Consider the following 22,686-nt stretch of genomic DNA (forward strand, 5'->3'; position numbering starts at 1 on the left):
AACACATGGCCATCGAACGCACACTCTCCATCATCAAGCCTGACGCCGTCGCGAAAAACGTGATTGGTCAAATTTATGCTCGTTTTGAAGCTGCTGGCCTGAAAGTCGTCGCTGCCAAAATGGTTCACCTGTCACAAGGCGAAGCCGAAGCTTTTTACGGCGTGCACAAGGCCCGTCCTTTTTTCAAGGACCTGGTGTCTTTCATGATTTCCGGACCGGTGATGATCCAGGCGCTCGAAGGCGAAGGCGCTGTACTGAAAAACCGTGACTTGATGGGGGCTACCGACCCCAAGAAAGCCGATGCCGGCACGATTCGCGCTGACTTTGCCGACAGCATCGATGCCAATGCCGTCCATGGTTCCGACGCCGTCGAAACCGCCAAAGAAGAAATCGCTTTCTTCTTTCCGGGCCTGAACGTTTACTCGCGCTAATGCACACCGTCCCCATGCTTTGCCACCCTCTGACAGGGTCGCCGCTTGTGTGGGGCGACCAGACACATTGCTGCCTGCGATGACCACCAATCTTCTCGATTTCGATTTGGAGGGCATGGCAGCGTTTTGCGAACAGCTGGGCCAGAAGCGCTTTCGCGCGACCCAATTGTTTCGCTGGATTCACCAGAAGGGTGCCTCCAATTTCGAGCAGATGACCGATCTCGCCAAGGCACTGCGCGAAAAGCTTGCAGTGTCGGCCCATATCACGAGTCTCAAGGTGGTATCGCGCCATGAGTCAACAGACGGGACCATCAAGTGGCTCTTTGACGTGGGCGCAGGCGATGTGATCGAAACGGTTTTCATCCCTGAATCCGACCGTGGAACCCTGTGTATTTCATCCCAGGCGGGTTGCGCTGTGGGCTGCCGTTTTTGCTCGACCGGCCATCAAGGCTTCAGCCGCAACCTGACGACTGGCGAAATCATTTCCCAGCTGTGGTTTGCCGAGCACTTCCTGCGCAAGCATCTGGGCAAGGGCGAACGGGTTATTTCCAACGTGGTCATGATGGGCATGGGCGAGCCACTGCAGAACTATTCGCAGTTGCTGCCGGCGCTCAAAGTCATGCTGGATGACCACGGCTATGGCTTGTCGCGTCGCCGCGTCACGGTGTCGACCTCCGGTGTGGTGCCGATGATCGACCGCCTGGCCAGGGATTGTCCGGTTGCCCTGGCCGTTTCGTTGCATGCGCCGCACGATGCGTTGCGCAGCGACCTGGTTCCGCTGAACAAGAAATACCCAATTGCTGAATTGCTGGAGGCCTGTACCCGCTATCAGTCGGCGGCGCCTCGCGACTTCATCACGTTCGAATATTGCATGCTTGATGGCGTGAACGACCAGCCCGAGCATGCACGCCAGCTGGTGGAATTGATGAAGATACACGCTGTTAACGGCCTGTCGTGCAAATTCAACCTGATTCCCTTCAATCCATTTCCGGCTTCGGGTTTGGTGCGCTCGCAAATGCCGCACGTCTTGGCATTTGCCAGAACCCTGCTGGAGGCCGGCATCGTCACCACCGTGCGTAAAACGCGTGGCGATGACATCGACGCGGCCTGTGGTCAACTTGCTGGCGATGTGCAGGACCGTACCGGCGTTGGGCAGCGCATGGCTGCGCAGCGCCAGGGCATGCTGGCCGGCATCAAGGTCGTGGTGCTCGACAAGGATGCGGCATGAAGAAGGCTCCGGCTCATGCCTGGATCCTTGTATGCTGGACGGCCATGCTGCTGGGCGGCTGTGTCAGCCAGCCTGGTTCCGTAGAAGGGTTGGGCAGCCGAACCGACCTGATCACTGATTCCGATGAAACCGACCAGCGGCGTCGCGCGCGCTTGCGCGTCGAACTGGCAAGTGGATATTTTGAACAAGGCCAGACCAAGGTGGCCCTGGATGAAATCAAGCAGTCGCTGGCAACCGATCCAAATTTTGTCGATGCCTACAATCTGCGCGGTTTGGTTTATATGCGTCTCAACGACATTCCGCTCGCAGAAGACAGTTTTCGCCGTGCGCTCGCCCTGAATGCTCGGGATGCCAGTGTGGCCCACAACTATGGCTGGCTCCTGTGCCAGCAGGCACGCTACCCAGAGTCTTTCAAACTGTTTGCCCAGGCCGCTGCCAACCCGACCTACACGGGCAAAGCCAAGACCCTGATGGCTTTGGGTGTGTGCCAGGTGAACGCCGGGCAGTTAAGCGAGGCTGAACAAAGCCTCATGCACTCGTACGAACTCGATGCAAACAATCCCGTGACCGGCTACAACCTGTCGAAACTGCTGTATGCGCGTGGCGATTTGACGCGTGCCCAGTTTTACATCCGCCGCCTGAACAACAGCGAACTGGCAAATGCCCAGACGCTCTGGCTGGGCATCAAGACGGAGCAAAAGCTCAACAATCAGGAGGCGATGGTGCAACTCGCTAGTCAATTGAAGAAACGCTTTGCGCAGTCTCCCGAGGCTGCAGCGTATGAAAAGGGTCTGTTCAATGAGTAATGATGAAGCGGTGCTTGAGCCTGAAATCACGTCAAATCGTGATGCGGCGGGCCAGCAGGACACCGCCGGTGCCATGCTTCGTACGGCCCGGCAGTCGCAGGGTCTGGACATTGCCACGCTGGCAGCAATGTTGAAGGTTCCGGTTCGCAAACTGCAGGCGCTTGAACAGGACCAGCCAGAGGTTTTGGCCGATCCGGTGTTTACGCGCGCGTTGGCCGCCAGCTTATGCCGCATTCTCAAGCTGGATGCGGCCCCTGTGTTGCATCGGCTGCCTGCGATTGCCGCATTCAAGGTGACTTCCCAGAACCGGGGAATCAACACGCCGTTTCGTGCCCGCAGCAGCAGTAGCAGCAGAAATGTGGTTCCCTTCTGGTCCCATATTTCGCGGCCAGCCGTCATGGTGGGTTTGGCATTGCTGCTTGGCGCACTGGTGCTGATGTTCTTGCCGTCCATTCAAAAGGAAATTGCCAGATACCGGCAGGCAGGCCCGCTTGAAACCGTTCCAGGCCAAGTTGTGGAATCTTTCCCGGCCACGACGACCGTGATAACCCCCACCTCTGTGGGCAACGATGTACCAGACACGTCCGTGTTGACACCTGCCGATGTCCCCGTTGCTGCGAAAAGCGCGCTGGCGTCAACGCTCGCCACTGCTTCTGCAGACGCCGAAATTGCCCCTGTTGAACCCCCGATGATCATCAGTGCAAAAGGCGCATCAAAAATAAAGGTGACAGACGCCAGTGGCACGGTGGTTCTTGATCGGACGCTTAGCGCCGGCGAGTCTGTCAGCCTGTCGGGCACTCTGCCGCTGGCCGTAGTGGCGAGCCGTGCCAATCTCATACAGGTTCAGGTGCGTGGCCAAGCCTTTGATCTTGCCAATTTCACCAAGAACAATACTGCCCGTTTCGAGGTGAAATAGTGCAAACCTGCCTTCCTATCGCTTCTGCTTTTGCGAAGCCGCATCATTCCATCCAGACCCGGGTTGTCTGGGGTTCGCGGGTGGTGACCGTTGGCGGAGACGCGCCCGTACGTATCCAGTCCATGACCAATACCGACACCGTGGACGCCATTGGCACGGCCATTCAGGTCAAGGAACTTGCCTTGGCCGGTTCCGAAATGGTCCGCATCACGGTGAACACCCCTGAAGCTGCTGCTGCGGTCCCCTATGTGCGCGAACAGCTCGACCGCATGGGTGTTGATGTTCCCTTAGTTGGAGACTTTCATTACAACGGCCACCGACTTTTGACCGATTACCCGGCCTGTGCTCAGGCGCTGTCCAAGTACCGGATCAATCCTGGAAACGTCGGCAAAGGCAACAAGCGTGATACCCAGTTCGGCCAGATGATTGAAGCGGCCATGCGCTGGAACAAGGTCATCCGCATCGGGGTGAACTGGGGCAGCCTTGACCAGGAACTGCTCGCCAGCCTGATGGATGAAAATAGCACGCGAAGCTCGCCCTGGGATGCCCGGCAGGTGATGTATGAAGCGCTGATCACCTCGGCAATTGATTCCGCCAAGCGGGCCGAAGAGATGGGCATGCGACGTGACCAGATCATCCTGTCCTGCAAGGTCAGCGGCGTCCAGGACCTGGTGTCGGTGTACCGGGAACTGTCCAGGCGGACCGATCACACGCTGCACCTGGGACTGACCGAAGCCGGCATGGGCACCAAGGGAACCGTCGCTTCAGCCACGGCGCTCTCCATCTTGTTGCAAGAAGGCATTGGCGACACGATTCGCGTTTCCCTGACGCCCCAGCCCGGCGAGGCGCGGACGCAGGAAGTGGTCATTGCCGCCGAAATCTTGCAGGCGCTGGGTTTGCGGACCTTTGTGCCCAGCGTAACGGCATGCCCCGGTTGCGGGCGCACCACCAGCTCCACGTTTCAGGAACTGGCCAAGCAGATCGACGACTTCCTGCGCGCCCAGATGCCCGTCTGGCGCGAACAGTATCCGGGCGTTGAAGGCTTGCGCGTGGCCGTGATGGGCTGCATCGTCAACGGACCTGGCGAAAGCAAGCATGCCGACATCGGCATCAGCCTGCCCGGATCGGGCGAAGCCCCGGCTGCACCCGTGTTCATCGATGGCGAAAAAAGACTGACGCTGCGCGGCGACAACATTGCGCAGGAGTTCCAGGTGATCGTCGAAAACTATATTGAAAAACGCTTTGGCCCGCACGCGCTGGCCCAGGCTTCCTGAACGACATGCCTGAAAAAATGAATGCCGGTCCGGCGGAAAAATCCGTGCCGGTCAAAATCGAAAAACTCGCTGCCGTCAAGGGCATGAACGACATCCTGCCGCCGGACTCGGCGCGCTGGGAATGGCTGGAGGACAAGGTTCGCGCACTCATGGCGCGTTATGCCTACCGCAACATCCGCACGCCGATTCTCGAGCACACCCAGCTTTTCGTGCGCGGCATTGGCGAAGTCACCGACATTGTTGAAAAGGAAATGTATTCTTTCGAAGACCGCTCAGACAAGCATGGCGACCACGACCACCTCACGATGCGTCCGGAAAATACCGCCAGCGTGGTGCGTGCCGTGACAGAGCACAACCTGCTTTATGACGGTGGCAAGCGGCTCTATTACATGGGGCCGATGTTTCGCCGCGAGCGGCCGCAACGCGGGCGCTACCGCCAGTTTCACCAGATCGGCGCCGAAGCACTGGGGTTTGCCGGCCCCGAAGTCGACGCCGAACTGATCTTGCTGGCTGCCGCGCTCTGGAAGGAACTTGGCCTGAGCGACTGGCGCCTGGAACTCAACAGCCTCGGCCAGCCTGATGAGCGCGCCCAACACCGCGCGCAACTGATCGCGCACTTTGAACGGCATGTCGACTTGCTCGACGACGAGGCGAAAAGGCGCTTGCACAGCAACCCGCTGCGCATTCTGGACACCAAGAACCCGGCAATGAAGTCGGTGGTGGAAAGCGCCCCGCGCCTGATCGATTTTCTCGGCGCGCAATCGAAGGCGCATTTCGACGGACTCAAGGCCATCCTGGATGCCAATGGCATTGCCTGGACACTGAACCACCGGCTGGTGCGTGGACTGGACTATTACAACCTGACGGTCTTTGAGTTCGTCACCGACCGCCTGGGCGCGCAGGGCACCATTTGCGCAGGCGGCCGTTACGACGACCTGATCGCGCAGATGGGCGGCAAGCCGGCGCCTGCCGTCGGCTGGGCGCTGGGCGTCGAGCGCGTGCTCGAACTCCTCAAGGAGGAGGGCGCCTTTGGTGAACTTCCGCTACCCGATGTTTATGCGGTGGTTCCCGAAGCCTCGGTCCTTCCGGTCGTGATGAAAACCCTGCAGGCCCTGCGAAGTGCCGGAGTCAGCGTGCAGATGCATGCCAGTGCTTCACCGGGTGGCATGGGCAGCATGAAGTCGCAGTTCAAACGCGCCGATGCCAGCGGCGCACGCTTTGCGCTGATTTTTGGTGCAGCCGAACAGGCCGAAGGGCGCGTTGCCGTCAAACCGCTGCGCGGCGATAAAGACCGGTTGGCAGATGGCCAGACGCTTCAACCGCTGAACGACGTGGCCGCATGGGCCGGCATGCTGCGCAGCAGCCCCGCGATTTGAGCAGCAGTTCAGCGCTCTACAATCCTTTTTCAATTTAGCCTGTCAGCATCGGCTAGAAACTCCCGGAAATTTATGGCAAAACACCTCGATTTGGAAGAACAGGAACAGCTTGACGAGATCAAGCATTTCTGGAAGCAGTACGGCAATCTGATCATCTGGGTGCTGATTGTCGTTTTGGGTGCATTTGCATCCTGGAACGGATACCAGTATTGGCAGCGCAGCCAGGCTGCAAAGGCCTCGGCGATGTTCGACGAGATAGAGCGCGCCATTGTGTCGGGTGATACCGCGCGGATTGACCGTGCGCTGGCCGACATGAAAGATCGTTTCGCCAGCACCACGTATGCCCAGCAGGCGGGCCTTCTGGTGGCCAAGGCGCATCACGACAAAGGCAATGACGATGCAGCCCGCGCAGCGCTGGTCTGGGTGGCCGGCGAGGCATCCGATCCTGGCTACCAGGCAGTTGCCAGACTTCGGCTTGCCGGACTGCTGCTTGAAAAGAAATCCTATGATGAAGCCTTTCAGCAGCTTTCCGCTGCTTTTCCGAAAAACTTCGAAGCGCTGGTGGCTGACCGGCGTGCAGACATCCTGATGGTACAAGGCAAAAAAGCCGCAGCCAGGGTCGAATACGAAAAAGCCTGGAAGGCCTTTGACGAGCGTACTGAATACCGGCGCCTGGTCGAGGTAAAGCTCAATGCCCTGGGTGTTGATCCGACCATTGGTCAGGTCAAGCTGGCTACTGCCGACAATGTCGGAGCAAACAAATGAAAATTCAGTCATTTTTGGCCTTGGCGCCAGCTGCACGTGCCTCTTTAGCTATTATTATAATAGCGCTTCTGGCGGGTTGTTTCGGCGGTGTCAAAAAACCCCAGCCTACGGAACTCCAGCCGGTGACAGCGCTGGTTTCCGTGCGTCAAAGCTGGACCCAGCGCATCGGCCCGGTCAATTTCCCGCTTGATGTCGGTGTTGCTGGCAACGGCGTGGCGATCGCGAGCGACGACGGAACGGTCGCGCTTCTCGATGCCCAGTCTGGTCGCGACGTCTGGCGCCTGGCACTGAAGACGCCGATTGCTGCTGGCGTGGGCAGCGACGGCAAGGTTCTCGCCGTCGTCACCAAAGACAATGAAGTGATCGCCATGCAGGCCGGCCGCGAGTTGTGGCGTCAAAAACTCACTGCCCAGGCGTTCACCGCCCCGTTCGTGGCCGGTGAGCGTGTGTTCGTGCTGGCCGCTGATCGTTCGGTCAATGCTTTTGACGGGCAGACCGGCCGAAAGCTGTGGGCGCAACAGCGTCCAAGCGAACCGCTGGTGCTGCGTCAATCCGGTGTGATGCTGGCCGTTGGCGACACGCTGGTGGTTGGTCTGGCCGGTCGGCTAGCAGGATTCAACCCTTCGAATGGCAGCATTCAGTGGGAGGCGCCCATTGCCACTCCACGCGGGATCAATGACATCGAGCGACTCGTGGACCTGGTCGGCAGCGTCAGCCGTATCGGTGACAGCGTCTGCGTGCGGGCGTTCCAGTCCAGCATCGGTTGCGTGAACACCACGCGGGGCAACGTGCTCTGGACCCGGCCTGCCAACGGCGTGCAGGGTATTCAGGGCGATGACCGGTATCTGTTTGGCACAGAAGCTGATGGCACCGTGCTGGCCTGGAAACGCAGTGATGGCGAACGTGTCTGGTCCAGTGACCGGCTTCGTTACCGGGGGCTGACCGCCCCGTTGCTGGCCGGTCGTTCCGTGGTGATCGGCGATGCCACCGGATTCATTCATTTGCTGTCGCGCGATGATGGTTCCTTGCTCAACCGCTTGAGCACCGATGGCTCGGCCATTTCGGCTGCCCCGGTGCTGGCAGGCAACACCCTGGTCGCCGTCACCCGCAACGGCGGCATTTACGGCTTTCAGCCCGAATAACGGCATTCTCGCCAGAAACTGATTTACTCATTTTGATGAAACCTGTCATTGCGTTAGTTGGCCGCCCAAACGTGGGCAAGTCAACCCTTTTTAACCGGCTGACCAAGACGCGGGATGCGATCGTGGCCGACTATGCCGGACTGACGCGTGATCGTCACTACGGCAACGGCAAGCTGGGCCCCCATGAGTACATCGTCATCGACACCGGAGGTTTCGAGCCGGATGCTGTCGCCGGCATCTACAAGGAAATGGCAAGGCAGACCCGCCAGGCCGTTGCAGAATCCGATGTGGTGATTTTCGTGGTGGATGCGCGAGCCGGTATCAGCGCGCAGGACTACGACATTGCCAACTACCTGCGCAAGCTCGGAAAACCTACCGTGCTGGCGGCCAACAAGGCCGAGGGCTTGCCCGAAGGCACGCAGGTTTCGGAGTTCTTCGAGCTCGGGCTCGGTGAAATGCTGGCGGTGTCCGCATCGCACGGGCAGGGCATGAGAATGCTGGTTGACTTGGCACTGGCACCACTGAATCTGCCCGATCCGTCGGAATCCATCGAGCAGGAAGACCCTTCTGTCATCAAGCTTGCGGTGGCAGGCCGACCCAACGTAGGTAAATCAACACTAATCAATACCTGGCTTGGGGAAGAGCGCCTGGTGGCCTTTGACCTGCCCGGCACCACCCGCGATGCCATCTCAGTGCCCTTCGAGCATGCCGGCCAGCGATTTGAACTCATCGACACCGCCGGACTGCGCCGCAAGGGCAAGGTTTTTGAGGCCATCGAGAAATTCTCCGTCGTCAAGACCCTGCAGGCGATCGAGAACGCCAATGTGGTGCTGCTACTGCTCGATGCCACCCAAGGCGTGACAGACCAGGATGCGCACATTGCTGGCTATATTCTTGAAAGCGGCAGGGCGGTGGTGCTCGCCGTCAATAAATGGGATGCGGTTGATGCCTACCAGCGTGAATTGCTGCAGCGCTCGATTGAAACGCGGCTGGGTTTTCTGAAGTTTGCATCCATCCACCATATTTCGGCCATCAAGCGCCAGGGTCTCGGGCCTGTCTGGAAATCCATTATTCAAGCCCACGCGTCAGCCAACCGTAAGATGTCCACGCCAGTTTTGACCCGTTTGCTGATGGAAGCGGTGCAGTTCCAGCAACCCCAGCGTTCCGGCGTTTTCCGCCCCAAGCTGCGCTATGCCCACCAAGGCGGCATGAACCCGCCCATCGTGATCATTCATGGAAATTCGCTGGAGCACGTGACCGAGTCTTACAAGCGCTACCTTGAGGGTCGGATACGCAAGGAGTTTGATCTGGTGGGCACGCCTTTGCGTATCCAGCTGAAAAGTTCGCACAATCCTTTCACAGATAAGGAATAGACCTAATATTACAAGGCCACTGAAATCGCTGTGGTATGGTCAAACCCTTATCAACTTTTGAACACGGAAAATATCGTGAGCAATAACAAAGGCCAGCTTTTGCAGGACCCATTTCTCAACACTCTGCGTCGCGAGCATGTTCCTGTTTCTATTTATCTGGTCAATGGCATCAAGCTTCAGGGTCAGATTGAATCATTTGACCAGTATGTGGTCCTGTTGCGCAACACCGTCACCCAGATGGTTTACAAGCATGCAATTTCAACCATTGTTCCGGGCCGCGCTGTGAATTTCTCGACCTCCGAGTCCGAAGAGTCACCGACTTCCTGAAAAGCCATCAAGCAACGGTGAAAACACAAGCACTCGCCCTTCTGGTGGGGGTCGATCTGGGCCTTCCCAACTTTGATACGGAATTGCTGGAACTGGGTTTGCTGGCGCAAACCGCTGGTCTCGAGCCTGTAGCGCGTGTCACGTGCAAACGCAGGGCGCCTGATGCCGCCTTGTTCATCGGATCCGGCAAGGCCGACGAGATCAAGATGCTGGCACTTGACACTGGTGCCACCGAGGTCCTCTTCGATCAGTCGCTGAGCCCAGCGCAGCAGCGTAATCTCGAACGACATCTTGAAATGCCGGTCAACGACCGAACGCTCCTGATCCTGGAAATATTTGCACAGCGTGCCCGCAGCCACGAGGGCAAGCTCCAGGTGGAACTCGCTCGACTGCAGTATGTCTCAACCCGGCTGGTTCGCCGCTGGTCGCATCTTGAGCGCCAGACGGGAGGCGCCGGCGTGCGCGGCGGACCGGGCGAAAAACAGATTGAACTTGACAAGCGCATGATTGGCGATGCTATCAAGCGAACCAAGGAACGCCTGACCAAGGTTAAAAAGCAGCGCCAGACGCAGCGCAAGCAGCGCGAGCGGCGCAATTCATTTTCGGTCTCGCTGGTGGGCTACACGAATGCCGGAAAATCCACCCTGTTCAATGCCCTGGTCAAGGCCACTGCTTATACCGCCGACCAGCTTTTTGCAACACTGGATACCACCACTCGCCAGCTTTACCTGGGCGAGGCCGGACGTTTCGCATCGCTGTCGGATACCGTCGGCTTCATTCGCGACTTGCCGCACGGCCTGATTGATGCATTTGCGGCAACCCTTAAGGAAGCGGTCGATGCCGATTTGCTGCTGCATGTGGTCGATGCCTCCAATCCCGACTACCTTGAGCAGATCGAGCAGGTCCAGCGGGTGCTTTCTGAAATCGGTGCCGAGGATGTTCCGCAAATACTCGTATTCAACAAGCTCGACGCTATTGAAAATAGCGTCTTGCCGCTGCACCTGCATGACAGGTTCGAACTCAGGGATGCATTTGAAGGTGCTAGCCGGAGTGTTGAACGTGTATTCGTGAGTGCCATGACTGGTGAAGGCCTTAATCTGCTGCGCGAATTGCTAGCGTTCCAAGCTTCACGCATACAGTTAGGCAATAGTCCCCAAACACCCCAATGATATTGCCCGGCCGGGCAGCTTCGTTAGGCACAATGTCGGTGTAACAAAAAAGCGAGTTTTTTTCCATGAATTTGAATCCCGTGCTGCAAACGCTGACAAACTTTCCGGGTCGGCTTAGACAACGCGCCCAAGGAATATTCAATCTGAATGATCCGCGCTGGGGCCGGGATGAAGACAAGTCACCTTCCGATGGCTCTAGGCCCGAGGCGCCGCGGGATGACCGTCAGCCGCCCAAGCCACCGAACCGTCCCCAAGGCCTCAATCAGGGGCCCCCTGACCTGGACGAGTTGTGGCGGGACTTCAATCGCAAACTTGGCAACCTGTTTGGCGGCGCAAAGAACGGCGGCAACCGCGATGGATTTGGCGGCGGGGGCAACAAAGGCGGGGGAAATTTTCAGCCCGACATGAAAAATGCGGGTATCGGCGTGGGCCTGGTTGCCGCCGTGGTGGCCTTGATCTGGCTCGGCACCGGCTTTTTTATCGTGCAGGAAGGGCAACAAGCGGTGATCACCCAGTTTGGCAAATACCGCTCCACGGTCGGTGCCGGCTTCAACTGGCGCTTGCCCTATCCGATACAACGCCACGAGATCGTCGTGGTCACCCAGATCCGTTCGGTCGATGTGGGGCGCGACACCGTTCTCAAGGCGACCGGCCTGCGCGATTCGGCCATGTTGACGGAAGACGAAAATATTGTCGAGATCAAATTCGCGGTTCAATACCGCCTGAACGATGCCCGGGCCTACCTGTTCGAAAGCAAGGATCCCGCCGCTGCAGTGGTCCAGGCCGCCGAAACTGCCGTGCGCGAAGTCGTCGGCAAGATGAAAATGGACATGGCGCTGGCCGAAGAGCGCGACCAGATCGGTCCACGCGTCCGGGTGCTCATGCAGACGATCCTGGACCGCTACAAGGTCGGTGTCGAGGTGGTCGCCATCAATCTGCAGCAAAGCGGAGTGAGACCTCCCGAACAGGTCCAGGCGGCTTTCGATGATGTGCTGAAGGCTGGACAAGAGCGTGAACGCGCCAAGAACGAAGCCCAGGCCTACGCCAACGACGTGGTTCCCCGCGCCGTTGGTTCGGCGTCCCGCCTGAAGGAAGAGGCTGATGCCTACAAGGCCCGCATCGTAGCGCAGGCGCAGGGTGATGCGCAACGTTTCAGTTCGGTCTTGACCGAATACCAAAAAGCCCCGCAGGTCACCCGCGACCGGATGTACACCGATGCAATGCAGCAGGTGTACACCAACGTGACCAAGGTGCTGGTGGAGTCTCGTCAGGGTTCCAACCTGTTGTACCTGCCACTCGACAAGATCATGCAGATGACCGGAACGGGCGGCGCGGCGTCAAGCAGCGATGCAACGGCGCCCCTGTCGGCAGCGCCTGCAGCGCAAGCCCCGCTCAATGGGGTTCCCGTGGACTCTCGAGCCCGGGATACTTCCCGCACCCGCGAACGTGAAACCCGCTAAGGAATACAAAAGTGAATAGAGTTGGACTCGTCGTTTCTTCATTGCTGGTGCTTCTGGCATTGCTCAGTTCCACGCTGTTCGTGGTGGACCAGCGCCAGTTTGGTGTGGTGTATGCCCTTGGACAAATCAAGGAGGTTGTACTTGAGCCAGGCCTCAATTTCAAACTCCCGCCTCCATTTCAGAACGTTTCCTATATTGACAGGCGTCTGCTGACGCTGGACAGCACTGATTCCGAGCCAATGCTGACGGCCGAAAAGCAGCGTGTCGTGATCGACTGGTACGTGCGGTGGCGGATCATCAATCCTTCCGAATACATCCGCAACGTCGGGCTTGACGAAAAGGCTGGTGCCAACCAGTTGAATCGCGTGGTTCGCAATGCGTTTCAGGAAGAGATCAACCGTCGCACCGTCAAGGATCTGCTGTCGCTCAAGCGCGAGGCACTGATGGCCGATGTCAAGAAAGAAGTGCTTGCCGTGGTGCAGGGCGCCAAGCCCTGGGGCATTGATGTGATCGACGTGCGGATCACCCGCGTCGACTACGTGGAAGCCATTACCGAATCGGTCTATCGCCGTATGGAGGCCGAGCGCAAGCGGGTGGCCAACGAGTTGCGCTCCACCGGTGCGGCAGAAGGTGAAAAAATTCGTGCCGACGCCGACCGGCAGCGCGAGATTACCGTTGCCAATGCCTACCGCGATGCACAGAAGATTAAGGGCGAGGGCGATGCCGAAGCGGCTGGTACCTTTGCACAATCCTTTGGGCGGGACCCGCAGTTTGCCCAGTTCTATCGCAGTCTTGAGGCGTACAAGGCCAGTTTCAGCAAGAAAAGCGATGTAATGGTGGTTGATCCCTCGTCGGACTTTTTCAAGGCCATGCGAGGAGCAAACAGTGGCAGCGCTTCAGCGCCAGCATCGCGCTAGCACACCTCAGCCTTGGAGCATCCAGACGACCTGGATGGCTTGCACTAAGGGTGGTGTTCATCAGTAAAAGGGCGGTCTGCCCTTTTTCTGTTTGTTCATCCAGCCTGTGCCGGTAAAATCCTGTTTTTAACAGCTTACAGAATCCACAATGCCCGCTTGGTCGTCATCTTGGCAATTGCCTGATCAAATTGCCGATGTCCTGCCTTCCGAGGCGCGTCACATCGAAGAGCTGCGCCGTCTGTTTCTGGACGCCGCCCGCAGCTATGGCTATGAGCTGGTCATGCCGCCGCTGCTTGAACACCTGGAATCGCTGCTGACCGGAACCGGCGAAGCCCTGGGCCTGCAGACCTTCAAGCTGGTCGATCAGCTGTCGGGACGCACCTTGGGATTGCGCGCCGATACCACGCCCCAGGTCGCGCGTATCGACGCGCACCTGCTCAACCGCAGCGGCGTGGCGCGTCTTTGCTATTGCGGCCCGGTGCTGCATACGCGTGCCGACCGGCCGCATGCGACCCGCGAACCGCTGCAATTCGGCGCCGAAATCTATGGCCACGCGGGCCTGGAAGCCGATCTTGAAACTCAGCGGCTCGCACTGGACTGCCTGAAGGCCTCGGGCGTCACCGACCTGATGGTGGACATGGCCGACGTGCGCATTGTTTCCAGTCTGCTTGCCGGGGCGAGCTTGGGCGCATCGACGCTTGAGCGCATCCATGCCGCGCTGGCTGTTAAGGACGCCGGTGAACTCGATGCGCTGCTGGCCGGACTTCACGACAGCCTGTCTTCAGAGGCCCGCGAAGGCATGAAGGCGCTGCTCCAGCTCTACGGTGACGAACAGGTCTTGCTTGAGGCCGAAAAAGTCCTTCCGCGCATGCCTGGCGTACATGAGGCACTAAAAAATTTGAAGTGGCTCGCATCGCATGTGCTGGATGTACGGGTCAGTTTCGACCTGGCCGACCTGCGCGGCTATGCCTATTACACGGGAACGCGGTTTGCCATTTACGGCCATGGCGCCGAGTTGGCGCGCGGCGGCCGTTACGACGAGGTTGGCGCGGTCTTCGGCCGTAACCGCCCTGCTGCAGGTTTCAGCCTGGACCTGAAAGAACTGGTCAGCGTGCTGCCGCCGCGTCCCCTGAAGGCGGCCATTTGTGCGCCCTGGGGTGACGATGCCATGCTCAATGCCGCCATTGCCCGGCTGCGGGCTGGCGGTGAAACCGTGACCTGCGTGCTGCCCGGCCATGAAAATGAAGTCAATGAATTTGACTGTGACCGCGAACTGGCTTTTGCCGCCGGCCACTGGGTGGTCCAGGCCCGCCTCTAAGCGCCACCAACCATCGGCAAGAAATGCCGCACGCAGGGACTAACCCTACAGCGGCTTTATCCATTTGATCCTTAAAGAGAACTGAAGATGACAAACAAATCAAGCGCAGCCACCGGCCGCAACGTCGTGGTCGTGGGCACCCAGTGGGGTGACGAAGGGAAGGGAAAGCTCGTCGACTGGCTGACCGAAATGTCACAGGGCGTGGTGCGCTTCCAGGGCGGCCACAATGCCGGCCACACGCTGGTCATCAACGGCGTCAAGACCGCCTTGCACCTGATTCCAAGCGGCATCATGCGGCCCGGCGTGAAGTGCTACATCGGCAACGGCGTGGTGCTCTCGGCTGCCAAGCTGTTCGAGGAGATCGAAGGGCTGGAAAAAGCCGGTGTCGAAGTGCGCTCGCGCCTGCGCATCAGCGAAGCCTGCCCACTGATCCTGCCGTTCCACTCGGCCATTGACATTGCCCGCGAAAATTTTCGCGAAAAAGGCGGCACCGAAAAGATCGGCACCACCGGCCGCGGCATCGGGCCGGCTTACGAAGACAAGATTGCCCGCCGCGCGCTGCGCGTGCAGGACCTGAAATACCCCGAGCGTTTTGCCGCCAAGCTACGCGAATTGCTCGACCTGCACAATTTCGTGCTGACTGGCTTCCTGAATGCGTCCGCGATCGACTTCAACACGGTATACGACGAAGCCATGCGTCATGCCGAACTGCTCAAGCCGATGATGGCCGACGTGTCGCGCGAACTCAATGACGCGCACCAGGCCGGCGCCAACTTGCTGTTCGAGGGCGCGCAGGGCACGCTGCTCGACGTGGACCATGGCACCTATCCCTATGTCACTTCGAGCAACTGCGTCGCCGGTAATGCGTCGGCCGGCGCCGGCGTGGGGCCGGGCATGCTGCACTATATCCTGGGAATTACCAAGGCCTATTGCACCCGCGTGGGCGGCGGGCCGTTCCCGACCGAACTAGACTGGGAAGCCGAAGGCACGCCGGGCTACCACATGAGCACCGTGGGCGCCGAAAAAGGCGTCACCACTGGGCGCAGCCGCCGCTGCGGCTGGTTCGATGCGGCGCTGCTCAAGCGCTCGGCACAGGTCAATGGCCTGTCGGGCCTGTGCATCACCAAGCTTGACGTGCTCGATGGCCTGGTCGAGTTGAAGCTGTGCACCGGCTATGAACTCGACGGCCAGACCACCGACATCCTGCCGATGGGCGCCGACGACATTGCCCGCTGCGTTCCGATTTACGAAACCATGCCTGGCTGGAGCCAGAGCAGCGTGGGCGTGACGCAATACGATCAGCTGCCGCCCGCCGCCCAGCGCTACCTGCTGCGGATCGAAGAAGTCACCGGCGTACCGATCCACATGATCTCGACCAGCCCGGACCGCGACCACACCATCCTGCTGCGCAACCCCTACGCGCTCTGAAGCCGTAAATTTTAGACAAACAGGCCGCTTGCGCAGTGAAAACGTGCGCAAGATGCTAATAAATCAGGAGCAATTTCATGTTGACCGAAGACGGCAAGCATCTCTATGTCAGCTATGACGAATACCACAACCTGATTGAAAAACTGGCCATCAAGATCCACCAGTCCGGTTGGCAGTTCGATACCATTCTGTGCCTGGCGCGGGGCGGCATGCGTCCCGGCGACATCCTGTCGCGCATTTTCGACAAGCCGCTGGCCATCATGTCCACCAGTTCCTACCGTGCCGACGCCGGCACGGTGCAAGGCAAGCTGGACATTGCTCACTACATCACCACGCCCAAAGGCGAGATCGCCGGTCGGGTGCTGCTGGTTGATGACCTGGCCGATTCGGGTCATACGCTGAATGCGGTCATTGAGCAGCTGCGCAACAACTACCAGCCGATCACCGAACTGCGCAGCGCCGTGATCTGGACCAAGGGCGTTTCAAGCTTCCAGGCCGACTACTCGGTCGAGACACTGCCGACCAACCCGTGGATTCATCAGCCTTTCGAGAGTTACGATGCGCTTTCTCCGGAGCAATTGATGGACAAGTGGAGGGTGTAGTTGCCCCCACGGTCGCTCCCTTCGTGTAGCTCTCTGCACCCTGAAGGGGCCACTGCGCCTGCGCACTGGCAAAGCCAGATCCCCGGCCCCTGCTGAAATGAAGCCGGAGCCCCCGCTCCCACTGCATTACTGTGCGCGGTTGCCGCGAGGGCACGCCGTTGGCTTGGGCTTGTCGCTATTATTGGAGCATGAGCGAACTCTCCACCAAACTGATTCACCATCCCTACACCCCGCCGGAAGGCTTCGAGTCGGTTGCTCCGTCCGTCCACAAGGCCTCGACGATCATCTTTCCCACTGTGGCAGCCCTGCGCAGCCGCGACTGGAAGCACAAGACCGGCTACACCTATGGCCTGCACGGAACGCCGACCACCTTCACCCTGGAAGAACGCATCGCGACGCTCGAAGGCGGAAAGTTCTGCACGCTGGTTCCGAGCGGGCTGGCCGCGGTGGTGCTGGTGGACATGGCCCTGCTGAAGGCCGGCGACGAGGTCCTGATTCCGGACAATGCCTATGGCCCGAACAAGTCCTTCGCGCAGGCCGAACTGGCGTCCTGGGGCATCAGCTGCCAGTTCTACGATGCGATGAACCCGGCCGACCTGGTCGCGCGGCTGAACGGCCGGACCCGCCTGGTCTGGCTGGAGGCGCCCGGATCGATCACGCTGGAGTTTCCGGATATTCCGGCGCTGGTGGCCGCTGTCAAGGCGCACAACGCATCGGGCGCAGCGCATCCTCAGGCCGCCATAACGGCACTCGACAACACCTGGGGCGCGGGCCTGGCGTTCAATGCCTTCACGCTGGGCGCCGATATCTCGGTGCAGGCGCTGACGAAATACCCGAGCGGCGGCGCCGATGTGCTGATGGGCTCGGTGGTAACAAACAGCGAAGCGCTCCACCAAATGATGCATTTCTGCCATATGCGCGTCGGCTACGGCGTCAGCGGCAACGACGCCGAGCTCGTGCTGCGCGGCCTCAACAGCATGGCCCTGCGATATGTCGCGCAGGATGCTGCCACGCGCCAGCTCGCCAGCTGGCTCCAGGGCCAGCCGCCGATTGCCGCCGTACTGCATCCGGCCTTGCCCGACTCGCCAGGCCATACCCAATGGAAGCGCGACTGCCTGGGCGCAGCCTGTCTGTTCAGCGCAGTCTTCCAGCCTGAAGTCACTCCCGCGCAGATTGACCGGTTTTGCGACAATCTGCAGCTTTTCAAACTCGGCTATAGCTGGGCCGGGCCGATGAGCTTGTGCGTGCCTTATAACATGCAGGCTTTGCGTGTCGTACGCTCCTGGCCCTACCAAGGCGGGCTGGTGCGCTTTTCAATTGGTCTGGAAGCCGTTGCCGACCTGCAGGCCGACCTGGCCCAGGCGCTGGCCGGCTTGTCCGCAACGCCTGATGGCAATGCATTACAGTAAGGGTTACCTATTCACGAAAGCAAGCTGTGGCAACTCCCAATTACTCCTATGAAAAGCGTCAGAAGGAGCTGGCGAAAAAACGCAAGAAAGAAGACAAGCTCAAGCGCAAGGGCGAAGGCAAGCCGGAAGAGGGCGATGTGTCCAGTGACGGGGTTCCAGATCAGGACAATATCAGCGAGGCGCAGATTGACATACCTCCTGCTGGCTCCCCTCCCTGAGTGCTGAATTCAAGAAAATAGCTTTCTTGCGCGACAGGGATGTAGGCAGACAGTTATTGATTCGATATCGAAATGAAAACTGACCCGGTATCACCACCAGTGGTGATACCGGGTTTTTGTCGTCAAACCTCAGCCAGCATTGAACCGGCGAGTTCGGTCATAGCCTGCACAGTGTGGTCGCGCGGTGCCAGGGAACGTGCCGCTTTGTACTGGATGAAGTTGCGCTGCATCGACTGCAGGTAGCCCGGGTCGTAATGCTCAAGCAGCAGTTCCAGCACCACCGACGCCACGTTGCCATTGCGGGCGCGCGCCTGCCAGTCGAGCACCGTGGCCTTGCCGCGTGCCTCGGTCAGTGCACCGAGCCGGTCGCAGAAAAACTCGATGTCGCGAACAAAAAAATCATAGTCTTCGAGCAGCAGGGCCACCCGCTCGTGCTCAGGCAGGTCCAGCTGCAGGCAGGGACTGGCGCGCATGGCGGCAATCAGTCCTTCGGGCACCGCCACATTGCCAACCTTCTTGCTTTCGCTTTCAATATAGACCGGCCGTGCCGCATCGAAGCTGCGCAGCGCAGTCCAGATGCGGCTGTCATAGGCTTTCTGGCTGGGCTGGGCGACGCCAGGGATCAAGCCGAGCACCGAACTGCGGTGGTTGGCCAGCGCTTCCAGATCAAGCACTTGCGCACCCTGCGCCGCCAGTGCCTGCAACAGCCGCGTCTTGCCCGACCCCGTGGGGCCGCACACCACAAGGTAGCGGTGCTGCGCGGCGAGTTGCGGCAGGTCCGCGACCAGCGCCGCCCGAAAGGCCTTGTAGCCACCGTCGACCAGTGTCACCTTGAAGCCGATCTGGTCCAGCACCAGCGCCAGAGCACCGCTGCGCTTGCCGCCGCGCCAGCAGTAAAGCAGCGGCTGCCATTGCCTGGGCTTGTCAAGCACATCGCGCTGGATGTGATCGGCGATGTTTTTGGCGGCCAGCGCCGCGCCCAGCTTTTTAGCCTCGAACTGGTTGATCTGCTTGTACCGGGTGCCGACAATCTTTCGCTCATCGTCGTGCAAGCTAGGCCAGTTCACCGCGCCGGGAAGGTGGTCTTCGGCGTATTCGCTCTCGGAGCGGGCATCGATCACGGTGGAAAATTGACCCAATCGGGCCAAGGCTTCGGCGGCGGAAATGCGGTCAAGGCTCACGGGATGATTTTCTTCAGTTCTGGCCAGACATTGGCCAGCATTCTGGCTTGCGATGACTCGTTGGGGTGGATGCGGTCGGCCTGGAAATTACCAGCGGCATTGTCGCCATCGGCAATGCCCTTCAGGAAAAAAGGCACGATCGCGACTTTTTCCTCTTTGGCGACTTTGGGGAAAAGGCCGGAAAAGGTGGTGGCGTAGGCGGCGCCATAGTTGGGCGGCACCTCCATGCCCAGCAACAGCACGCGGGCGCCAGCTTTCTTGGACGCCTGCACCATGGCGCGCAGGTTTTTGGCGGTCATGTCCAGCGGCAGGCCTCGCAGCGCGTCGTTGCCGCCCAGCTCGATCACCACGGTGGCGGGTTGGTGCTGCGCCAGCAGGGCTGGCAGGCGCGATCGGCCGCCCGAGGTGGTGTCGCCGCTGATGCTGGCATTGACCACCCGGACAGTTTTATTTTCGCTGGCCAATTGCTTTTCAAGCAGCGGAACCCAGCCGGTGCCACGCCTGAGGCCGTATTCAGCGCTCAGCGAGTCGCCCACGATCAGCACGGTCGGCTGCAACCTGGCCTGTGCCGGCGCTTGGGCAAAGGCGGGCACCGCCAGCATGGCACTCATCAACAGGGTTCCCAAGGATTTGGCCCAGCGGTTTTGCATGGCCAGACCGGGCTTGCTACAGTCGGCAGCAATTGATTGATCGTTTACAGAGAGGGTTGTCATGTTTGAACCTGTGGTTTCCGGGATGGGTGAAGTTGCTTCCAGGCTGTCTCGCCCATTGGAGCCTGCCAGCACTCCAATTGTTTCCGTTGCGCATGTTTTCAAGTCGGTCACCGACTCGACAGGGACCTTGACCATTTTGCGCGATATCGACTTTGCGTTGAATTCGCGCGAGACCGCTGCCATTGTCGGTGCATCGGGCTCGGGCAAAAGCACGCTGCTGACGATCATTGCCGGGCTCGATACACCCACGACGGGAACGGTACGTCTGGCGGGCCAGGACATCTTTGCCATCAGTGAGGACGACCGCGCCGCCCTGCGGGCGCAGAAAGTCGGCTTCGTGTTCCAGAGCTTTCAGCTCATGGCCAACCTGACCGCGCTGGAAAACGTCATGCTGCCGCTCGAACTCTCGGGAATGAAGCAGGCGCGCGCGCTGGCAACCGACATGCTCAAGCGGGTCGGCCTAGGCCAGCGCCTTGGCCATTATCCCAAGGTGCTATCGGGCGGCGAGCAGCAGCGGGTGGCGCTGGCACGGGCCTTTGTCGTCAAGCCTGCCGTGCTGCTGGCCGATGAGCCGACCGGCAGTCTGGACTTTGCGACCGGCGAAACCGTGATGAAGCTGATGTTCGACCTTAACCAGGAACTGGGCACCACGCTGGTGCTGGTGACGCACGACCCGGCCATTGCCGCCCGCTGCCAGCGGCGCATCACCATTGAGGCCGGGCAGGTGATCGAATCCTGATTTTTCAGCGAAATATGGCTTTTGCGCCTGCTTGGCTTGCGTAATGCGCTATGAATAGCGTAGCAAACAGTGCGCTGATGATTCTGATCGTTATATGCGCTGAACGCTGGCTGCAAGGCCAGCAGCGATAATTGCCGGATGTCTTCTTCCCCCAAAGTTCTTTTCGGTTTTCATGCCGTCGGTGTCCGCCTCAAGACCGCGCCCAAGTCGGTTCTTGAAGTTTTTTATGATGTCTCGCGCCGCGATGCCCGCATGCGCCAGTTCACCGACCGCGTTCGCGAAGCCGGCGTTCGCATGGTCGAGTGCGACGGCCTGCGCCTGGCTAAGATGTGCGGCAGCCACGGCCACCAAGGCGTCGTCGCTCGCGTTGATGCGGTTGCGCAGGTTACCTCGCTCGATGAATTGCTGGAGCAGTTAGAGGCGGCCGGCACCACCCAGCCTTTGCTGCTGGTGCTTGACGGCGTAACCGATCCGCACAACCTGGGCGCCTGCCTGCGGGTGGCCGACGGCGCTGGTGCGCAGGCGGTGATTGCGCCCAAGGACCATGCCGCCGGCATCAATGCCACGGTGTCCAAGGTCGCCAGCGGCGCGGCTGAAACTGTGCCCTATTTCATGGTGACCAACCTGGCTCGCACGCTCAATGAGCTCAAGGAACGCAACATCTGGTGCATCGGCACCAGTGACGACGCTGAAAAGACGATTTACGACGTGGACCTGACCGGCCCGGTGGCCTTGATACTGGGCGCCGAGGGCGAAGGCATGCGCCAGCTGACCCGCAAGACCTGCGACGAGCTGGTGCGCATTCCCATGCACGGCGCGGTAGAAAGCCTGAATGTGTCGGTGGCCAGCGGCGTTTGCCTGTACGAGGCGTTGAGGCAACGGCGCTGAAAGCCAGCCAGCTGGCTGCTGAAGCTGCTAGCCAGAAGTGCTGGACAGCAGCTTTTTCAGTACTGCCGACTGAAATTGCCGCTCGACACTGATGGCATAGAAATTTTCATAGACCTTCGGCACGACGCAGTATTGCTGCAACACACCGCTGTGCAACTCGTCTTGCACGACCACTGCCGGCACCAGCGCCACGCCGCCCGAATCGCGTGCGAGCAAACGCAGCATTGCCATGTCATCAACTTCTGCAAACACGTTGATCTTGATCTGAAGGTGTTCGCAAAGCATGTCGAACTCGGTGCGGATGTCGCTGCTGTGCCCTGGAAGCAGGAGTTTGACGTCTGGCAAATCCTCCGGAAAGCGAAATGCATGCGAAGCAGGGCGCGGCTTGCCCACCAGGCAAACCGGCTGACGGGCGATACGGCGGCAGTGCCAAGGCTGTTCGGCATCTGCGCTGACCGGGCGATTGGACAAAACGAGGTCAAGCTTGTGTACCGCCAGGCGCGGCAACAACTCGTCAAGGCTGCCCGACTCCAGCACCAACTGCACATCTTCCATGCCCATGACGGGGCGCAGGAAATTTTCCTGAAAATTGCGCGAAACATTGGCGACGCCGCCCACCTTTAGCCGCTGTATTTTCTGCCCCCCGCCCGCGGCTACCGCCGCCACCAGTTCCGTGCCGAGCGCAAAGATGCCATCGGCATAGCCCAACACCACACGGCCCACTTCGGTCAGCTGCAGGCTCCGGCCCTGGCGCAGGAACAGCGCATTGTTCATTTGTTCTTCGAGCTGGCGAATCTGAGAGGAAAGGGCCGATTGCGACACATGCAACTGGTCGGCAACACGTGTCAGGTGTCCTTCCTTGGCGACCATCCAGAAGTAGTAAAGATGGCGGTAATTGAGTCGAGAAAACGGCATGGTTCTGTTTTAAAGAAGTATTTATAAAAATTTATCTATTTTACTTATTGCTGGCCTGCAGGCAAAGTCACGTCATATCAAACAAGAGAGG

General features: G+C 59.5%; 23 protein-coding genes. 20 read left to right on the top strand and 3 right to left on the bottom strand.

The window, feature by feature from the left end:
- The first annotated feature begins 5 nt into the window (after positions 1-5).
- From ndk to IWX85_RS15950, 18 genes are all read left to right on the top strand, one after another.
- The gene (gene ndk, locus IWX85_RS15865) at positions 6-431 is read left to right on the top strand and encodes a nucleoside-diphosphate kinase (RefSeq protein ID WP_036804226.1); all 426 of its coding nucleotides are present in this window, start codon (positions 6-8) and stop codon (positions 429-431) included.
- A gap of 79 nt (positions 432-510) precedes the next feature.
- Positions 511-1,659 carry a 23S rRNA (adenine(2503)-C(2))-methyltransferase RlmN gene (gene rlmN, locus IWX85_RS15870; protein ID WP_036804224.1) on the top strand — a complete coding sequence of 383 codons (1,149 nt, stop codon included), beginning with the start codon at positions 511-513 and terminating at the stop codon, positions 1,657-1,659.
- On the top strand, positions 1,656-2,465 hold the full coding sequence (pilW, locus tag IWX85_RS15875; protein ID WP_036804222.1) for a type IV pilus biogenesis/stability protein PilW: 810 nt from the start codon (positions 1,656-1,658) through the stop codon (positions 2,463-2,465). The genes rlmN and pilW overlap by 4 nt, the downstream gene beginning before the upstream one ends.
- 10 nt (positions 2,466-2,475) lie before the next feature.
- Positions 2,476-3,381, top strand: a complete 906-nt coding sequence (locus IWX85_RS15880) for a helix-turn-helix domain-containing protein (protein ID WP_370584310.1) — start codon at positions 2,476-2,478, stop codon at positions 3,379-3,381.
- Complete coding sequence (ispG, locus tag IWX85_RS15885) at positions 3,381-4,655, top strand: flavodoxin-dependent (E)-4-hydroxy-3-methylbut-2-enyl-diphosphate synthase (RefSeq protein WP_036804218.1); 1,275 nt, start codon at positions 3,381-3,383, stop codon at positions 4,653-4,655. Before IWX85_RS15880 ends, ispG begins: the two co-directional genes overlap by 1 nt.
- A gap of 56 nt (positions 4,656-4,711) precedes the next feature.
- A complete protein-coding gene (gene hisS, locus IWX85_RS15890; protein ID WP_196870416.1) occupies positions 4,712-6,031 on the top strand; it encodes a histidine--tRNA ligase in 1,320 nt (439 codons plus the stop codon).
- 72 nt (positions 6,032-6,103) lie between these two features.
- A complete protein-coding gene (locus IWX85_RS15895; protein ID WP_196870371.1) occupies positions 6,104-6,796 on the top strand; it encodes a tetratricopeptide repeat protein in 693 nt (230 codons plus the stop codon).
- Positions 6,793-7,938 carry an outer membrane protein assembly factor BamB gene (bamB, locus tag IWX85_RS15900; protein ID WP_196870372.1) on the top strand — a complete coding sequence of 382 codons (1,146 nt, stop codon included), beginning with the start codon at positions 6,793-6,795 and terminating at the stop codon, positions 7,936-7,938. The genes IWX85_RS15895 and bamB overlap by 4 nt, the downstream gene beginning before the upstream one ends.
- Before the next feature lie 35 nt (positions 7,939-7,973).
- Positions 7,974-9,311, top strand: a complete 1,338-nt coding sequence (gene der, locus IWX85_RS15905) for a ribosome biogenesis GTPase Der (protein ID WP_036804212.1) — start codon at positions 7,974-7,976, stop codon at positions 9,309-9,311.
- Between the two features lie 57 nt (positions 9,312-9,368).
- A complete protein-coding gene (gene hfq, locus IWX85_RS15910; protein ID WP_081932308.1) occupies positions 9,369-9,638 on the top strand; it encodes an RNA chaperone Hfq in 270 nt (89 codons plus the stop codon).
- A 17-nt stretch (positions 9,639-9,655) separates the two neighbouring features.
- On the top strand, positions 9,656-10,807 hold the full coding sequence (hflX, locus tag IWX85_RS15915) for a GTPase HflX (RefSeq protein ID WP_196870373.1): 1,152 nt from the start codon (positions 9,656-9,658) through the stop codon (positions 10,805-10,807).
- A 65-nt stretch (positions 10,808-10,872) separates the two neighbouring features.
- Positions 10,873-12,267 carry an FtsH protease activity modulator HflK gene (gene hflK / locus IWX85_RS15920; RefSeq protein ID WP_196870374.1) on the top strand — a complete coding sequence of 465 codons (1,395 nt, stop codon included), beginning with the start codon at positions 10,873-10,875 and terminating at the stop codon, positions 12,265-12,267.
- Positions 12,268-12,278: 11 nt separating this feature from the next.
- A complete protein-coding gene (gene hflC, locus IWX85_RS15925) occupies positions 12,279-13,184 on the top strand; it encodes a protease modulator HflC (RefSeq protein ID WP_036804208.1) in 906 nt (301 codons plus the stop codon).
- Between the two features lie 148 nt (positions 13,185-13,332).
- On the top strand, positions 13,333-14,502 hold the full coding sequence (locus IWX85_RS15930; RefSeq protein WP_196870375.1) for an ATP phosphoribosyltransferase regulatory subunit: 1,170 nt from the start codon (positions 13,333-13,335) through the stop codon (positions 14,500-14,502).
- 87 nt (positions 14,503-14,589) lie between these two features.
- Positions 14,590-15,930 carry an adenylosuccinate synthase gene (locus IWX85_RS15935; RefSeq protein ID WP_196870376.1) on the top strand — a complete coding sequence of 447 codons (1,341 nt, stop codon included), beginning with the start codon at positions 14,590-14,592 and terminating at the stop codon, positions 15,928-15,930.
- A 77-nt stretch (positions 15,931-16,007) separates the two neighbouring features.
- Entirely contained in the window at positions 16,008-16,532 is a 525-nt protein-coding gene (locus tag IWX85_RS15940) for a phosphoribosyltransferase (protein ID WP_036804202.1), read from the top strand.
- A 188-nt stretch (positions 16,533-16,720) separates the two neighbouring features.
- The gene (locus IWX85_RS15945) at positions 16,721-17,941 is read left to right on the top strand and encodes a PLP-dependent transferase (protein ID WP_196870377.1); all 1,221 of its coding nucleotides are present in this window, start codon (positions 16,721-16,723) and stop codon (positions 17,939-17,941) included.
- Positions 17,942-17,967: 26 nt separating this feature from the next.
- Positions 17,968-18,159: a hypothetical protein gene (locus tag IWX85_RS15950; protein ID WP_036804198.1), complete on the top strand. Its 192-nt coding sequence runs from the start codon at positions 17,968-17,970 to the stop codon at positions 18,157-18,159.
- A 122-nt stretch (positions 18,160-18,281) separates the two neighbouring features.
- Here the strand turns inward: IWX85_RS15950 and mnmH are convergent, their stop codons facing one another.
- Both mnmH and IWX85_RS15960 read right to left on the bottom strand, forming a co-directional pair.
- Positions 18,282-19,340 (bottom strand): tRNA 2-selenouridine(34) synthase MnmH, encoded by a 1,059-nt coding sequence (gene mnmH / locus IWX85_RS15955; protein WP_196870378.1) that lies wholly within the window; start codon positions 19,338-19,340, stop codon positions 18,282-18,284.
- Positions 19,337-19,951 carry an arylesterase gene (locus IWX85_RS15960; protein WP_196870417.1) on the bottom strand — a complete coding sequence of 205 codons (615 nt, stop codon included), beginning with the start codon at positions 19,949-19,951 and terminating at the stop codon, positions 19,337-19,339. The genes mnmH and IWX85_RS15960 overlap by 4 nt, the downstream gene beginning before the upstream one ends.
- A 124-nt stretch (positions 19,952-20,075) precedes the next feature.
- Between IWX85_RS15960 and IWX85_RS15965 the strand changes: the two genes are divergently transcribed.
- Positions 20,076-20,792, top strand: a complete 717-nt coding sequence (locus tag IWX85_RS15965) for an ABC transporter ATP-binding protein (protein ID WP_051983970.1) — start codon at positions 20,076-20,078, stop codon at positions 20,790-20,792.
- Positions 20,793-20,930: 138 nt separating this feature from the next.
- Complete coding sequence (gene rlmB, locus IWX85_RS15970) at positions 20,931-21,680, top strand: 23S rRNA (guanosine(2251)-2'-O)-methyltransferase RlmB (RefSeq protein WP_036804195.1); 750 nt, start codon at positions 20,931-20,933, stop codon at positions 21,678-21,680.
- Between the two features lie 27 nt (positions 21,681-21,707).
- Here the strand turns inward: rlmB and IWX85_RS15975 are convergent, their stop codons facing one another.
- On the bottom strand, positions 21,708-22,595 hold the full coding sequence (locus IWX85_RS15975) for a LysR family transcriptional regulator (protein WP_196870379.1): 888 nt from the start codon (positions 22,593-22,595) through the stop codon (positions 21,708-21,710).
- Positions 22,596-22,686 lie beyond the last annotated feature (91 nt).

It is taken from the genome of Polaromonas sp. CG_9.11 (assembly GCF_015752225.1).
Taxonomy (GTDB): domain Bacteria; phylum Pseudomonadota; class Gammaproteobacteria; order Burkholderiales; family Burkholderiaceae_C; genus Polaromonas.

Bases quoted from the DNA above. Each gene is read 5' to 3' on its own strand.
- ndk (WP_036804226.1), top strand. From the start codon at position 6: ATGGCCATCGAACGCACACTCTCCATCATCAAGCCTGACGCCGTCGCG.
- rlmN (WP_036804224.1), top strand. From the start codon at position 511: ATGACCACCAATCTTCTCGATTTCGATTTGGAGGGCATGGCAGCGTTT.
- pilW (WP_036804222.1), top strand. From the start codon at position 1,656: ATGAAGAAGGCTCCGGCTCATGCCTGGATCCTTGTATGCTGGACGGCC.
- IWX85_RS15895 (WP_196870371.1), top strand. From the start codon at position 6,104: ATGGCAAAACACCTCGATTTGGAAGAACAGGAACAGCTTGACGAGATC.
- bamB (WP_196870372.1), top strand. From the start codon at position 6,793: ATGAAAATTCAGTCATTTTTGGCCTTGGCGCCAGCTGCACGTGCCTCT.
- der (WP_036804212.1), top strand. From the start codon at position 7,974: ATGAAACCTGTCATTGCGTTAGTTGGCCGCCCAAACGTGGGCAAGTCA.
- hflK (WP_196870374.1), top strand. From the start codon at position 10,873: ATGAATTTGAATCCCGTGCTGCAAACGCTGACAAACTTTCCGGGTCGG.
- IWX85_RS15930 (WP_196870375.1), top strand. From the start codon at position 13,333: ATGCCCGCTTGGTCGTCATCTTGGCAATTGCCTGATCAAATTGCCGAT.
- IWX85_RS15935 (WP_196870376.1), top strand. From the start codon at position 14,590: ATGACAAACAAATCAAGCGCAGCCACCGGCCGCAACGTCGTGGTCGTG.
- IWX85_RS15940 (WP_036804202.1), top strand. From the start codon at position 16,008: ATGTTGACCGAAGACGGCAAGCATCTCTATGTCAGCTATGACGAATAC.
- IWX85_RS15945 (WP_196870377.1), top strand. From the start codon at position 16,721: ATGAGCGAACTCTCCACCAAACTGATTCACCATCCCTACACCCCGCCG.
- IWX85_RS15960 (WP_196870417.1), bottom strand. From the start codon at position 19,951: ATGAGTGCCATGCTGGCGGTGCCCGCCTTTGCCCAAGCGCCGGCACAG.
- IWX85_RS15965 (WP_051983970.1), top strand. From the start codon at position 20,076: ATGGGTGAAGTTGCTTCCAGGCTGTCTCGCCCATTGGAGCCTGCCAGC.
- rlmB (WP_036804195.1), top strand. From the start codon at position 20,931: ATGTCTTCTTCCCCCAAAGTTCTTTTCGGTTTTCATGCCGTCGGTGTC.
- IWX85_RS15975 (WP_196870379.1), bottom strand. From the start codon at position 22,595: ATGCCGTTTTCTCGACTCAATTACCGCCATCTTTACTACTTCTGGATG.